Origin of the sequence: Thalassobacillus sp. CUG 92003 (genome assembly GCF_013618635.1) — a bacterium.
Taxonomy (GTDB): Bacteria; Bacillota; Bacilli; order Bacillales; family Halobacillaceae; genus CUG-92003.
Window position 1 is genome coordinate 11,180 of record NZ_JABLSJ010000015.1, and the last position, 14,714, is coordinate 25,893.

16 protein-coding genes are annotated in these 14,714 nt (G+C 47.4%); 3 read left to right on the forward strand and 13 right to left on the reverse strand.

Annotated features, from left to right (window positions below):
* Nucleotides 1–93 precede the first annotated feature (93 nt).
* Together HOP45_RS17850 and HOP45_RS17855 are read left to right on the forward strand one after the other, a co-directional pair.
* Nucleotides 94–1,782, forward strand: coding sequence for a peptide ABC transporter substrate-binding protein (locus HOP45_RS17850; RefSeq protein ID WP_181350747.1), 1,689 nt, complete (start codon nucleotides 94–96; stop codon nucleotides 1,780–1,782).
* Between the two features lie 217 nt (nucleotides 1,783–1,999).
* Entirely contained in the window at nucleotides 2,000–2,563 is a 564-nt protein-coding gene (locus HOP45_RS17855) for a GNAT family N-acetyltransferase (protein WP_181350748.1), read from the forward strand.
* 450 nt (nucleotides 2,564–3,013) lie between these two features.
* Here the strand turns inward: HOP45_RS17855 and rpsR are convergent, their stop codons facing one another.
* The 7 genes from rpsR to HOP45_RS17890 all read right to left on the reverse strand — a co-directional run bounded on the left by rpsR (nucleotide 3,014) and on the right by HOP45_RS17890 (nucleotide 7,673).
* Nucleotides 3,014–3,244: a 30S ribosomal protein S18 gene (gene rpsR, locus HOP45_RS17860; protein ID WP_181350826.1), complete on the reverse strand. Its 231-nt coding sequence runs from the start codon at nucleotides 3,242–3,244 to the stop codon at nucleotides 3,014–3,016.
* A gap of 20 nt (nucleotides 3,245–3,264) precedes the next feature.
* Nucleotides 3,265–3,741: a single-stranded DNA-binding protein gene (ssb, locus tag HOP45_RS17865; RefSeq protein ID WP_181350749.1), complete on the reverse strand. Its 477-nt coding sequence runs from the start codon at nucleotides 3,739–3,741 to the stop codon at nucleotides 3,265–3,267.
* 12 nt (nucleotides 3,742–3,753) lie between these two features.
* Complete coding sequence (gene rpsF, locus HOP45_RS17870) at nucleotides 3,754–4,044, reverse strand: 30S ribosomal protein S6 (protein ID WP_181350750.1); 291 nt, start codon at nucleotides 4,042–4,044, stop codon at nucleotides 3,754–3,756.
* Nucleotides 4,045–4,180: 136 nt separating this feature from the next.
* Nucleotides 4,181–5,281, reverse strand: a complete 1,101-nt coding sequence (ychF, locus tag HOP45_RS17875) for a redox-regulated ATPase YchF (RefSeq protein WP_181350751.1) — start codon at nucleotides 5,279–5,281, stop codon at nucleotides 4,181–4,183.
* A 209-nt stretch (nucleotides 5,282–5,490) separates the two neighbouring features.
* Nucleotides 5,491–5,694, reverse strand: coding sequence for a DUF951 domain-containing protein (locus tag HOP45_RS17880; RefSeq protein WP_181350752.1), 204 nt, complete (start codon nucleotides 5,692–5,694; stop codon nucleotides 5,491–5,493).
* Nucleotides 5,695–5,709: 15 nt separating this feature from the next.
* Nucleotides 5,710–6,603 (reverse strand): mechanosensitive ion channel family protein, encoded by an 894-nt coding sequence (locus HOP45_RS17885; protein ID WP_181350753.1) that lies wholly within the window; start codon nucleotides 6,601–6,603, stop codon nucleotides 5,710–5,712.
* 50 nt (nucleotides 6,604–6,653) lie between these two features.
* On the reverse strand, nucleotides 6,654–7,673 hold the full coding sequence (locus tag HOP45_RS17890; RefSeq protein ID WP_181350754.1) for a YkvI family membrane protein: 1,020 nt from the start codon (nucleotides 7,671–7,673) through the stop codon (nucleotides 6,654–6,656).
* Nucleotides 7,674–7,765: 92 nt separating this feature from the next.
* On the opposite strand from HOP45_RS17890, the gene yyaC reads away from it, so the two are divergent.
* Nucleotides 7,766–8,377: a spore protease YyaC gene (gene yyaC / locus HOP45_RS17895; protein WP_181350755.1), complete on the forward strand. Its 612-nt coding sequence runs from the start codon at nucleotides 7,766–7,768 to the stop codon at nucleotides 8,375–8,377.
* Between the two features lie 2 nt (nucleotides 8,378–8,379).
* On the opposite strand, the gene HOP45_RS17900 is transcribed toward yyaC, so the two are convergent.
* The 6 genes from HOP45_RS17900 to mnmG all read right to left on the reverse strand — a co-directional run bounded on the left by HOP45_RS17900 (nucleotide 8,380) and on the right by mnmG (nucleotide 14,697).
* A complete protein-coding gene (locus tag HOP45_RS17900) occupies nucleotides 8,380–9,093 on the reverse strand; it encodes a DUF554 domain-containing protein (protein ID WP_181350756.1) in 714 nt (237 codons plus the stop codon).
* 97 nt (nucleotides 9,094–9,190) lie between these two features.
* Nucleotides 9,191–10,036: a ParB/RepB/Spo0J family partition protein gene (locus HOP45_RS17905; RefSeq protein ID WP_181350757.1), complete on the reverse strand. Its 846-nt coding sequence runs from the start codon at nucleotides 10,034–10,036 to the stop codon at nucleotides 9,191–9,193.
* Nucleotides 10,017–10,790, reverse strand: coding sequence for a ParA family protein (locus HOP45_RS17910; RefSeq protein ID WP_181350758.1), 774 nt, complete (start codon nucleotides 10,788–10,790; stop codon nucleotides 10,017–10,019). The genes HOP45_RS17905 and HOP45_RS17910 overlap by 20 nt, the downstream gene beginning before the upstream one ends.
* 113 nt (nucleotides 10,791–10,903) lie before the next feature.
* A complete protein-coding gene (gene noc / locus HOP45_RS17915; RefSeq protein WP_181350759.1) occupies nucleotides 10,904–11,764 on the reverse strand; it encodes a nucleoid occlusion protein in 861 nt (286 codons plus the stop codon).
* A 299-nt stretch (nucleotides 11,765–12,063) separates the two neighbouring features.
* Nucleotides 12,064–12,789, reverse strand: coding sequence for a 16S rRNA (guanine(527)-N(7))-methyltransferase RsmG (rsmG, locus tag HOP45_RS17920; RefSeq protein ID WP_181350760.1), 726 nt, complete (start codon nucleotides 12,787–12,789; stop codon nucleotides 12,064–12,066).
* Nucleotides 12,790–12,807: 18 nt separating this feature from the next.
* Nucleotides 12,808–14,697, reverse strand: coding sequence for a tRNA uridine-5-carboxymethylaminomethyl(34) synthesis enzyme MnmG (mnmG, locus tag HOP45_RS17925; protein ID WP_181350761.1), 1,890 nt, complete (start codon nucleotides 14,695–14,697; stop codon nucleotides 12,808–12,810).
* Nucleotides 14,698–14,714 lie beyond the last annotated feature (17 nt).

Consider the following 14,714-nt stretch of genomic DNA (forward strand, 5'->3'; position numbering starts at 1 on the left):
TTCTCTAAAAATAGTGCTGAAACCTCATCTATTTAAATGTATACTTCAAAGATAGTCATTATTTTGAAAATTTTTATTTTTGGGGGTCTTGAAATGAGAAAAGCAAATTACGTCATTTTACTGCTCTTGTTAATGCTGACAATGGCATTAGCGGCATGCGGATTTGGCGGAGATGACAGCGCAGACCAAGGGGATGGCTCTGATTCAGGCGATACGAATGAAGAGTCTGAAGGTGAAGCAAGCGGAGATCAATCCATCACGGTAACATCCAAGAGTGAAATTCCTACGATGGATTCAGCACTTATTTCGGATTCCGTCGCCTTTCAATGGTCGGGCGAAACAGTGGAAGGCTTGTACCGTCTCGGCGAAGATGGTGAACTGCGGGATGGTATAGCAGAAAGCAGCGAAGTGAGTGAAGATGGGACAACCTACACATTTAAGCTGCGTGACGCTAAATGGTCAAACGGTGATCCTGTAACAGCTCAGGACTTCGTTTATGCCTGGCAGCGGGCGGTGGACCCTGAAGTCGGCTCTGAATACGGTCCTTATATGCTCGGCGGTGTCGTGAAGAACGCTACAGCCGTCAGTGAAGGGGAAATGGATGTAGAAGAATTAGGCGTCAAAGCAGAAGACGATAAGACATTTGTCGTCAATCTGGAAAAACCGATACCATATTTTGAATCAATGACTGCATTTATTACATTCATGCCGCAGAATCAAGACTATGTGGAAGAGCATGGTGAAGATTATGCGACAGAAGCAGAGTATACATTATCAAACGGTCCGTTCAAAATGACGGAATGGGATCATGGCTCGGGCTGGAAGCTTGAGAAGAACGATTCTTATTGGGATGCAAGTGAAGTTCAGCTAAATGAAATCAACGTTGAGGTTGTTAAAGATACAGCAACCGGTGTCAACTTGTATGAATCCGGACAACTCGACTTCGCCAATCTATCAGCGGAGTTCGTTGACCAATACCGATCAAATGAAGGCTTTACCAATGTTGAAAAACCTTACCTGTACTTCTTTAAGTTCAACCAGGACAACAACGAGGCACTAGCAAACGTGAACATCCGTAAGGCGATATCCATGGCCATCGACCGTGAATCCCTGGTTGATGTCATTTTGAATGATGGTTCTGTTGCGGCAGAAGGCTATGTTCCATCTAACTTCGTGACCGCACCTGACAGTGAAACAGACTTCCGTGAGGTGAACGGGCAACTTGTTGAAGCTAATGAAGAAAAAGCCAAAGAACTTTGGCAAAAAGGTCTAGAAGAAATCGGTAAGGATTCCGTCACCATTGAACTCCTTGGTGATGACACAGACACTGTAGCCGAAGTCACCGCCTATTACAAGGAACAAATCGAAAGCAAATTGGAAGGCGCAACGATTGATGTGTTGAACGTTCCATTTAAAGAGCGGGTTCGCCGTGATCAGGAATCAGAATTTGAAATGGAAGCCGCTACTTGGGGACCTGACTACACGGACCCTAACACGTACCTGAACATGTACCTGACAGGCGGAGCAAATAACAACATGGGCTACTCCAATGACGAGTATGACGCGTTGATTGAACAAGCCAACAATGAATATGCTCAACAACCGGAAAAACGGTTTGAAAATTTCTATGAAGCTGAAAAGATATTGCTAGAAGAAGACGCAGCCGTAGCGCCGCTTTATCAAGATGCAAAAGCGATGCTGCAGCGACCTTCTATCAAAGGGGTCTACAGCACGGCTACTGGTCCAGAATTTGAATTCAAATGGGCGCATGTAGAAGAATAAGATGATTTAAAAGGACTTCCACGCGAAAGCGCGGGAGTCCTTTTTCTAGGCCGTTATCATGCTGCTGCAGGTTTAGTTCTAATTGCGATTAGGGCAGGGAGACATTTTGAAAAAAATGGTGTAACGACTCCTGGCTTTGTGATAGGCTAATAGATAATCTCAACTAGAGGTTGCCCGAAGCAACGTGTTTAGCGGACAAAGGAGAGATGATCGTCATATGAACCCTATTATCAACGACTTCCCGGAAGCATTTGAAACCGAGCGTCTCCTCATCAGAGCACCGCAGCCTGGAGACGGACCAGCTGTTTATGAATCGATTCAAGCCTCCCAGGATGATCTAAAACCGTGGCTGCCTTTCGCCCAGCATGACCAGAGTGAAGATGACGTGGAAATCAACGTCAGACAGGCCTATATCAAGTTTTTGAATCGTGAAGATCTGCGTTTGCTCGTCTTTTTGAAAGAGACCGGGCAGCTTGTAGCCTCCTCCGGCTTGCATCGCATTGATTGGGATGTTCCCAAGTTTGAAATCGGCTACTGGGTGGATTCGCGTTTTAGCGGAAAAGGCTATATCACCGAGGCCGTCGATGGCATTACATCGTTTGCGTTTGAGGAGCTGCAGGCCAATCGGATCGAAATCCGGTGTGACGCTAAGAACGCAAAAAGCCGCGCTGTCCCGGAACGATTGAACTTCACACTTGAAGGCGTACTGCGAAACGAGGACGTCTCCGTCGATGGGAACGAACTTCGAGATACATACGTCTATGCGAAAATACGGGAATAAACCAGTACGCTTGTAATAGCGTGCTGGTTTTTTTATTTATTGTTAAAGTAAATTCTTGAATACCCCGCTTCGAGGTTTCAGTATGTCAGATTATGTGAGGTAGCTATGACGGGTGGTTAGGATGCTGCGAGACTCCGGTGGGAGAAGGAGATCCCACAGGGCTTTAGCCCGAGGAAGCTCGCCAGTTCCCCCACAGGAAAGCGAGTAGCTTCCCAACCACCCCTGACTATCATACGGCAACGAATGAACGGAAATAGCGGGAAGTTGCAAAGAAACGCGAGAAAGTTGCTTACAAATCAGCCTAACCTGACAAGAAATCCATCCGGCTCGTCTGGAAATCGCACCATCCCGCTTGCATTGCGCATTGCGCTTGGCCAAGCAGCATCCCCAGAAAAAACGGCATTAAAAAACACACAACAGGAAGCCCTGTTGTGTGTTTCGTCATGTGCATTATTCCGCAACGTACGGCAATAGTGCCATTTGACGAGCGCGCTTGATAGCTTTCGTCAATTTACGTTGATATTTAGCAGAAGTTCCTGTCACACGGCGAGGAAGAATTTTTCCTCGGTCTGAGACGAAACGTCTAAGCAACTCAACATCTTTATAGTCAATGTGCGTAATGCCGTTCGCTGTGAAATAACACACTTTTCTACGTTTTGCGCGACCACGACGTGCCATAATAGCTTCACTCCTTTTCTATATTAGAATGGCAGATCATCATCTGATATATCGATAGGTTCCCCATTATCTGCGAATGGGTCCTCACCTTTAGAGCCTTGATTATCTCTCGATGGCTGATTCTCGTTGGACTGGTAACCTGATGAGCCTTGGTTTTGATTGCCTCCGCCCTGGGAGGAACCTTTACTTTCCAAGAATTGTACGCTGTCTGCTACCACTTCGGTGACAAACACCCGCTTGCCTTCTTGATTTTCAAAGCTTCGGGATTGCAGACGGCCGTCTACGCCGACTTGACTCCCTTTCTTCATATAGTTAGCAAGGTTTTCTGCGGCCCTTCTCCAGACGACACAATTAATGAAGTCCGCATCGCGGTCTCCTTGTGAGTTGGAAAAAGGTCGGTTAACAGCAATTGTGAAATTGGCAACAGCCACCCCGTTAGGTGTATAGCGTAAATCTGGATCCTTCGTTAACCTGCCGACTAATACGACACGATTTAACATCAGAACCACTCCTTATTCGTCATCTTCATTTACAGCCATGTGACGGATAATATCATCCGTGAACTTCGCTTGGCGGTCGAATTCATTAATGGCGTTACTATCACCTTTGAACTTGATGGTGTAATAAATGCCATCGCGGTAGTCATTGATTTCATAAGCAAGGCGACGCTTGCCTACTTCTTCAACGTTTGTTACCTCCGCGCCATTATTGGTCAGGACGCTGTTAAAACGCTCTACTACAGCCGTTTTAGCTTCCTCCTCAATGTCTGGGCGGATGATATACATGATTTCGTAATTTCTCATCCGTTTTCACCTCCTTATGGACTTAACGACCCTGACTCGATGGAAAGGGTAAGGAGTAACTTCGTTCATTACTCACAATGTTGTATTATATCAAAAGTTTCTAGTAAAGACAATACGTTAACGGGGATCCTTTTGCTTATACGTTAAAACGGAAATGGATGACATCGCCATCTTTCACAAAATACTCTTTTCCTTCTAGACGAACCTTGCCTTTGTCCCGGGCAGCACTCATGGAACCTTCTTCAGTCAGATGCTCGTACGACACGGTTTCCGCACGGATGAAGCCGCGTTCAAAGTCTGAGTGGATGATGCCGGCTGCCTGGGGCGCTTTGATGCCTTCTGTAAAGGTCCAGGCGCGAACTTCTTCTTCGCCTGCTGTAAAATAGGTGGCGAGACCGAGAAGATTATAGGTGGCTTTGATCAGTTGATCAAGCCCCGATTCTGCGATGCCGAGATCCTCCAGGTACTCCTCTTTTTCTTCGCCGTCAAGTTCAGCAATCTCAGATTCAATCTTGGCGCAGACGACAATCACTTCTGCATTTTCCTTGGCAGCGTACTCGCGGATTTTGGCTACTTGGGCGTTTTCCTCTTCCTGACCGATCTCATCTTCATCGACGTTGGCGACATATAGAATCGGTTTAATGGTTAATAGATGCAAACCTTTTACGATTTTCAGCTGATCATCAGAGAATGATAAGGCACGCGCGGGTTGTTCTTCTTCAAACCCTTCTTTCAATTTCTCGAGCACCGCATATTCGGCTAGCGCTTCTTTGTCTTTCTGGCGCACCATTTTGGCGACGCGATCCATTCGTTTTGTGACGGTTTCCAAGTCAGCGAGAATGAGTTCGAGGTTAATTGTTTCAATGTCACTGATCGGGTCCACTTTGCCGGAGACGTGGGTAATGTTCTCATCATCAAACGCCCGGACCACATGACAGATGGCGTCCACTTGCCGGATATGAGAGAGGAATTGGTTGCCCAATCCTTCGCCTTTGCTGGCTCCTTTGACAATACCGGCAATGTCGGTGAATTCAAAAGCTGTGGGGATGGTTTTCTTTGGCTTGACTAATTCCGTCAATTTTTGAAGGCGGTAATCGGGGACCTCCACAATGCCGACGTTCGGATCTATCGTGCAAAACGGATAGTTCTCTGACTCTGCTCCTGCCTGCGTTATTGCGTTAAATAACGTAGATTTACCCACGTTAGGCAAACCTACGATACCTGCTGTTAATGCCATTATGACTTTCACTCCTTAAGGATTTCCATACATGTACGTTAGTCATCCCAATTATAGATACTGTATACGAAAAAGACAAGTCATCCAATAGGAAAAACAAGAGACGTCAGAGCCTCTTGTTTTCAGGATTTCACTAGACGTTTATTCCTTTTTCAACCACTCAAAGCCTGTCAAAAATAAAATGTGACCCCTTGTTTCACGTGAAACACTCAACCCTCCGGTTCTGCGCGTTCCAGTACTTTTTTCATTTTGCTTTCGAAACGACGGCGAGGCATCATAATACTGTGGTCACACCCCGTACATTTAATCCGGATGTCGGCTCCCATGCGGATGATTTTCCAGCGGTTTTCGCCGCATGGGTGGGGTTTTTTCATTTGAACAATGTCATGAAGCTGAAAATCTTTATCCGGCATGTCTATTTCCTCCCATCATTCGTCTGCTACCCCGTCTTGCGTAGTAGGTTCTTCATAGCGTGAATACATAACCATCCGAGGGAATGGTATTTCAATGTCTTCGGCATCAAAACGGTTTTTCACTTCTTTGCGGATCGCTCTTGCCATCGCCCAGTGTTGCATCGGCTGTGTTTCCGCTATGATACGCAGCACCACATCGGATGCGCCCAAATTGTGCACGCCGAGCAATTCGGGTACGCCGATCATGTCTTCATAGCGAGCCGGCAGTTCCTCCAGTAAGTCTAGCAGGATGCGTTCGGCCTTATCAATATCGCCTTCGTAGGAAATGCCCACGTCCACGACAGCCACGCTGTTATGGATGGAATAGTTCGTCACGTGATCGATGCTTCCGTTCGGGATGATATGGAGTTCGCCCGTCCAGCTCTTGATTTTTGAAGTGCGTAACCCAATCTCCTCAACAAAGCCTTCCGCGCCTCCTGTTTGGATAAAATCACCTACCGAAAATTGATCTTCAAAGATGATGAAGAAACCCGTAATAATATCTTTGACGAGGTTCTGTGCGCCAAACCCGATGGCCAGTCCAGCGATGCCTGCCCCGGCGAGCAGCGCCCCGATTTCAAGACCAAAGGCTTCCAGGATCATGATCGCCGCTGTGAAATAAATGATATATGTGAGGGTGTTTTCAAGCAATTTCCGCAACGTGGCTTCCCGACGATCGGTCACCCTGAAGGGCCCGCGTTTTTTATTTTGGAAAAATTGCGCGATCAGTTTTTTTCCTGTCCGAATAATGACAAACGAGAAAATGAGAATGAGGGTGATCTCAAGGATCCCCTTCCCGACGGTTGTCCAAAGTTCTACACCTGTTAAGTATTCATAGATTTTATCCCACTGCGTTCTGAAGAATCCCACGGATGTGCCTCCTCGTTCGATTACGCTATGAGAACTATTTTAACAGGTTTCTAGCTGATTTTGAATCGATGAATAATCGGGTATAGGAGTAATGCGGTCAGCACATAGAGATTCAGAATGCCGTAAAGCGGATATAAGTATTCAATCAAGGTGGAAAAGCCGAATGAAGTGAACGGCAGCATAACCGCAACCGCCATCATAGCCATCAGCCAGAGCGGCAATTTGAACATATCACGAAAACGAGTGATCAAGCCCAAAATGCCGGAAGCAGCTGTCGTAAATATCGCGATCCATAGCAGCACCGACATAAAAATGAGCATTTCCACGGGGTAATTTTTCAGGATGGCGAACAACGGGATTTCATATAAAATGATCTCTTCTGATATTTGAATGAGGCTGTTGTTATATAAGTAAGAGATGCCGCCTAAAATAAGACCGCTGCTTATGCTGGCGACCCAAATTTCCCCTTTTTCCTGAACTTGATTGCCGATGGCTCCCAACACAGCGATCAAGGGGAGGATATTCAATGCTGTGAAAGGAAAGGCTGATTTCCAGTTGCTCATCTCGTCTAAATGGGAGAAGAATTCCAGCTTATTGTCAATCGAGAAGAGCAATAAGACGAAAAATAAGCCGAGGATTAATAATGGGAGGATGAACGAATTCACCGAGATGATCCCTTTGACATCCCAGATGAATATCAAGATCAAGGGGATGATGATGGCTACGACACCGAGGCGATAGGAAAACTCGAATGCCTGCAAGGTCGCGCCGCTTCCCGCCAGCATGACGACGGTCGTCGTGAATAAGTAAATGATGATCATCCAGTCATACACTCCGGTCAGGTGCTTTCCTACGATACTGCGCAACACAGGAAGGTAATGCCCGCTTTTCTGTTCAAAGCTGATGGATAATATGACGTAGCAGCTCATCACGAACATGAGCGTAAATAAAGCGATGGCCACGCCGCTGTCTTGTCCAAAAAATTGCCATAACTCTCGTCCCGAAGCATACCCTGCTCCGATCATGGTTCCGATGATTAGAAACATCCACTTCATGCCCGATTTATACATAGCCGCTTCCCCCAACAATGATAGATTTTTGGACGTATAGAAACACATACAAGCTTATATACTGTTACTAATATGTGCTTGGAGGATGAGCTATGAACCTAAAGGACAAGAATTCTGAGAAGGATACCTATTATCAAGCCAGCGATTCTGAAATGAGCACGACGTTCGCTCATGATTTATTTCGTATGCTGCCGGCTTACAAACCGGTAGTCGTCCTGTGCATCGGAACCGATCGTTCCACAGGTGACGCGTTCGGGCCGTTGATCGGGTCGATGCTCTCAGATCAAACCCTCAACAGCCTGCAAGTCTACGGAACACTCGAGCAGCCGTTACATGCGTTGAATCTAGAAGAGACGATGGCCGAGCTTCATCAACACGGCCGCCGCCCTTTTATCGTTGCCATTGATGCTTCATTAGGAAAAGCGCAGTCCATTGGTAAGATTGCACTCGGAAAAGGGCCGCTTTCACCAGGGGCTGCTCTCAAAAAAGAGCTGCCGGAAGTCGGGAACCTTCATATTAGCGGCATCGTGAATGTGAGTGGCTTCATGGAGTATTTTGTCCTGCAAAACACCAGGCTCCACACCGTTTTCCAAATGGCTGCCGGAACTGCTGCTGCCTTAAAGCAAACCGATACCCTTTTAACCAATAAAAAAGCAGCGGCTGCTTCGTTATACGAAACATCCGCTGCCAAAACCAAGTCCTAATGCTAGTGTCCGAACCATTGAGCAATATAAAGGATAAATCCGACCGTCACTAAACCGGGCAATAGATTGGCGACGCGGATCTTCGTCAACTTCAACAAGTTAAGGCCGATCGCCACAATCATGAGCCCGCCAGTGGCGGTCATTTCGACGATAAAGGAATCGAGCATCGCCTCTGGGACCCATTGGTTGATGAAGGTAGCGAGCAGGGCAATAGAGCCTTCATACAGCACGACAGGAACCACGGAAAAGATCACACCAAAGCCGAGTGTTGAAGTCAATACTAGTGCGACAAAGCCGTCGATGATGCCTTTTGTGATCAGGACTTCATGGTCATTGCGCAGTCCGCTGTCCAAACCGCCGATGACAGATAAAGCGCCGATCACAAATATGAGCGATGCTGTGATGAAGCCTTGAGCCACGCTGTAGGTGTCATCAGGAGCGACGGTGAACTTATTTTCAATCCAACGCCCGATGCCTTCCAGTTTCTCTTCCAAACGCAGCCCTTCGCCAATGATCGCACCTGTTAACAGGCTTAACAGCACGATGACGATATTGTCGGTGTCCAAGCTCATCTGCAGACCGATCACGATCACGACGAGCCCGATACCGCTCATGACGGTCTCTTTGAACCGTTCTGGTATTTTCGTAAAAAACAGGCCGAGCAAGGTACCTGCGATGATACATATTCCATTGATGATCGTTCCAAATAACACCATAATGCCATCCCCATTACTTCGTTTAAATCATATTTCCCTTAGAGCGTTAAACACGGGCAAAGAAAAAACCTGGCCAGTTCACCAGGGATTGCCCTCCTTACTTTGATTGTTCAAAAAAATCAAGGATCCGGTTCAAATCGTCGTCGGACATAAATTCGATTTCGATGCGGCCTTTCCTTTTTCCTTTATGGATTTTAACACCCGTTCCCAGCCGTTCCTGCAGGGTCTCTTCTCTTTCTTTCGTGAAGATGTCCTTCTCAGGCCGGGATTTTTTCTCTTTCGGTTTCGTTTCATTCAAGTCGGCGATCAGCCGCTCCAGCTGTCTGACATTCATGCCTTCCTTTTCAATGCGCTTAAGCAACGGAGCAAGTTCACGTTCATGCTTCAATCCCAGTATAGCGCGCCCATGGCCCATAGAGAGCTTTCCTTCATTGATCTTAGCGATCACGCTATCCGGCAATGCTAACAACCGCACGATATTCGCGATATGCGAACGGCTTTTTCCCAATCGCTTCGAGAGCTCTTCCTGGGTGATGCCAAGCTCGTTCGTCAGGTTCTTATAAGCCATCGCTTCTTCGATCGGGGTTAAATCTTCACGTTGCAGGTTCTCGAGGAGGGCGAGCTCCATCATCTCTTCGTCGGTCAACTCTTTGACCACGGCCGGAATAACTTCCAGACCTGCTTCTTTAGCTGCTCTGTAACGTCTTTCGCCGACGACGATTTCATATCCTTTGATGCTTTTCCGAATGATGATCGGCTGTAAAATGCCGTGCTGTTCAATCGATTGCTTCAATTCCTCAATCGCTTGCTGGCTAAACGTTTTCCGAGGTTGATAGGGGTTGGGACGGCAAACCTTCACCGCCACCTCTTCAATCTGCGTGTCATCATGCTCCTCCACTTCAGGAAAAAAAGCGTTGATTCCTTTACCTAACCCTTTCGCCATTCGCAATCACTTCCTTTGCTAGTTCTAAGTAAATCTCAGCACCGCGTGATTTTGGATCGTAAAGAATGATCGGTTTGCCGTGGCTTGGCGCCTCGCTTAACCGTACATTACGGGGAATGACAGATTGATAGACTTTATCCTGAAAATACTTTTTCACTTCATCGATCACTTGGATACCTAAATTGGTGCGAGCATCAAGCATGGTGAGCAGCACGCCTTCAATCATCAGGTTATCGTTGAGATGCTTTTGGACGAGGCGGACCGTATTCAGTAGCTGACTTAAGCCCTCAAGCGCATAGAACTCACATTGAACCGGAATCATGACCGCATCGGAGGCGGTCAGGGAGTTAATCGTTAACAGGCCGAGGGAAGGCGGGCAATCAATGATGACATAATCGTATTCTTCCCTGATTTTATCTAAGGATTGCTTCAGCCTCACTTCACGGGAAATCGTGGGTACGAGTTCAATTTCAGCCCCCGCGAGTTGAATTGTCGCTGGAATGGCGTCAAGATTTTCCACCATGGTACGCGTACGGACATCTTCCGCTTCGACATCCTCCACTAAAACATTATAAATACATTGATCCATATCCCCTTTGTTGACCCCGACCCCGCTGGTGGCGTTGCCTTGAGGATCGATATCGACTAACAGGACTTTATGGTTCAAATAGGCCAAGCACGCACTCAAATTTACTGCTGTCGTCGTTTTCCCTACGCCGCCTTTTTGATTAGCAATGGAAATTACTTTCCCCATGTTGTCACCTACCTCATTCGGTTTATCTTAAGCTGCACTTAAACGCATCCGTTCTGTCGCACGTCGTGTAAAAAACCCCCACCTGCACGGAGTCAAGATGGGAGAAGGGGAGTCTATGATTTTTTCTTCGGTATCTTAATTGTAATCTGATAGTAATCATCATGATCTTCTTCATCAGTCTCAAGATCTATGCCGGTATCCGTCACCATGTCCAGGGATTGGCGGATGGTGTTCATGGCGATCCGCATGTCTTTGTTGACACCCTTCAGCTTCGGCTTTTTCTTCTTGGGCTCTTTCGGTTCGGATAACTTGGCAATGCGGTCTTCCGTTTGTTTAACATTCAACTGCTTGTCTAATATTTCGTTCAAAATTTGCTCTTGCTGGTCCGGATCCTTTAACAGAATGAGCGCACGGGCATGGCGTTCCGTGATCTTTTTATCCATGACCGCTTGCTGGACCGATTCCGGCAGCTTCAACAGCCTCATTTTGTTGGCGATCGTCGACTGGCTCTTGCCGAGGCGCTGGGCTAAAGCCTCCTGCGTCAGCTCATGCAGCTCAATCAAACGCGAATAGGCGGTCGCTTCTTCAATAACCGTCAATTCTTCCCGCTGGAGGTTTTCGATTAACGCGACGGACGCGGTTTGTGAATCATTCATATCACGGATAATCGACGCGATATTCTCCCACCCGAGCGACTGCACAGCTCTCCACCTGCGTTCCCCGGCAATCAGTTCGTAATTTCGCTCATCTAACTTACGCACGACAATCGGCTGAATCATGCCATGTGTGCGTATCGTTTGGGCGAGTTCTTCAATCTTCTCGGGGGTGAAAATGGTGCGCGGCTGGAAACGGTTCGGTTGGATACTCTCGACAGGAAGCTGAATGACCTCGTCAGGATTGTATTCCGGCTCTTCTTCCTCGCTAGGATCTGACTTATCTCCGAGTCCGAACAGGCGACTAAATGGATGTAACATAATCAGACACCACCTTTATACGTTCAAGCATACTATTTTAATGTTTATCACATGAAACATCATACCGTACATAGAAAAAAGCGCTGCAGAGTCGAGACTGCTGCGCATATGTATGCCTTGTCATTAATTCTATTTCATATTTTATCATATTTCCTACTTAAAAAGTATCTAGCAAATTGATTATTTCATAATTTAGCCAATCGATAAAATAGCAGAAGCCACGGGTAGAATACGTTAACCCTGATGATCGCTGCAGCTCATTTCAAGAAAAAAGGATGGAGAGCATCCATCCTTGACTCTTAATTTTCTATTGAAATCGGCGATTTATTAGGCGTCCCGGCCTTGCGCGGGTATTTGTTCGGTGTCTTGCGGCGTTTTTCGATCAACACAATATTGCGTTCGCTCCGTTCTTCCGGCAGTTCAAACGTGTGAATGTGTTCGAGTTCGCCGCCCAGGGTTGTAATGGCCGGTTGGGCATCGGTCATTTCCTCTTCAACATTGGCCCCTTTCATCGCCATGAAGCGGCCTTGTTTTTCCACGAGAGGAAGGCATAATTCACTCAACACGGACATTCGGGCCACCGCGCGGGACATGACCAGGTTATAGGACCCGCGGAATTTCGTATTTTTCCCGAAATTTTCGGCGCGATCATGGTAAAAGGCGACGTCATCAAGCTGTAATTCATGGGCGAGATGATTCAAGAAGGTGATCCGTTTTTTTAACGAGTCCACGATCGTCACTTGTAAATGGGGAAATACGATTTTTAACGGCAGGCTCGGAAAGCCGGCCCCCGCTCCGACATCACAAATGCGGAGCGGCTGCTCAAAATCCATATAAAAAGCAGCAGTCAGGGAATCATAGAAATGCTTCAGATACACGCCGTCCTCATCGGTGATGGCGGTCAGATTCATTTTTTCATTCCATTCGACCAAAATCTCAAAGTAACGTTGAAACTGCTGCTGTTGCTTATCCGTCAGGGTGATCCCCTCTGACTGCAATGCCTCAAAAAAGCTGTTCGGATCCATCAGCCCACCCTTTCCTCATTATTGATTAGAAACGCGGGCGATTTTGCCCTGTTCGATATACACGAGCAAAATGGACACGTCAGCTGGATTGACACCGCTGATGCGCGAAGCCTGACCGACGGATAGTGGACGGACTTCTTTCAATTTCTCGCGGGCTTCGGTCGCCACGCCGTGGATGTCATCATAGTCAATATCATCAGGTATCTTTTTAGCATCCATTTTTTGCATGCGTTCAATTTGCTGGTTCGCTTTATCGATATAGCCGGCGTATTTCGTTTGAATTTCCACCTGTTCTTTCACATCGCGGGGCAGCTCTTGTTCGGCTGGCACGATGCGTTCGATCATTTCATACTTGATTTCCGGACGTTTCAGCAAGTCGGTCGCGCGTGCCGCTTCTTTCAGCGGAGTGCCGCCTGCTTCGTCCAGGATCGCTTGTACATCTTCATCCGGCTTCAAGATGATGGCTTCAAGCCGCTTCATTTCCTCATTGATCAAGCGTTTTTTCTCTTGATAATGGGCATAACGCGCTTCATCGATCGTGCCGAGACGGTATCCGATATCCGTCAGCCGTAGGTCGGCGTTATCGTGACGTAGCATCAAGCGGAATTCCGCCCGGGATGTGAGCAGCCGGTAAGGTTCATTCGTCCCTTTCGTTACCAGATCATCAATTAATACGCCGATATACGCATCAGATCGTTTCAGGATGAGCGTTTCCAGCTCCAGAACTTTCGCCGCAGCGTTGATGCCGGACATGATGCCCTGAGCTGCCGCTTCTTCGTAACCGGACGTTCCATTGATTTGGCCAGCTGTAAACAAGCCGCTTATTTGCTTCGTTTCCAAAGTCGGCCAGAGCTGAGTCGGTACGACCGCATCATACTCGATGGCATAGCCGGCGCGCATAATTTCCGCTTTTTCCAGCCCCGGAACCGTTTTGAGCATGTCATTTTGAATATACTCGGGCAAGGAAGTGGACAGTCCCTGTACATACACTTCTTCCGTGTCGCGTCCTTCCGGCTCAAGGAAGATCTGATGACGCGGTTTATCGTTGAAACGCACCACTTTATCTTCAATGGACGGACAATAACGCGGGCCTGTCCCTTTGATCATGCCGGAATACATCGGCGACAATTGCAAGTTGTCATCGATGATTTTATGGGTCTCTTCATTCGTGTAAGTCAGCCAGCATGGAATCTGATCCATGATGTACTCCGTGGTTTCATATGAAAACGCACGTTCCAATTCTTCGCCTGGCTGGATTTCGGTTTTGGAATAGTCGATGGTATGGCTGTTGACACGCATCGGCGTACCCGTTTTGAAACGCACCATGTTAATGCCCAGCTCTTCTAATTGTTCAGAAAGTGTCACCGAGGTACGTTGGTTATTAGGCCCGCTTTCATACTCCAGTTCGCCGATGATCACTTTGCCGCGCATAAATGTGCCAGTGGTTACGATAACCGTAGGCGCATAATACGCTGCCTTCGTCTCAGTTACCACGCCTTTGATTTGATTATCCTCAACGAGCAACTTCTCGACCATTCCTTGACGAAGCGTCAAGTTTTCCTGGTTTTCGAGCGTGCGCTTCATTTCTTTGATATACAGCGGTTTGTCCGCCTGGGCGCGCAATGCTCTGACTGCTGGCCCTTTTCGTGTATTAAGCATACGCATTTGGATATGCGTTTTATCAATCACTTTGGCCATAGCTCCGCCGAGTGCATCCACTTCCCGGACGACGACGCCTTTGGCGGGTCCTCCGAGTGAAGGGTTACACGGCATGAAAGCGACGAGATCCAAATTCAGCGTCAACATCAAGGTTTTCGCCCCGCGTTTCGCTGCTGCTATCGCCGCTTCACAACCTGCATGACCTGCACCGACAACAATTACATCATAATGCCCTGCATCATACGTCATGGGTGTTGTCTCTCCTT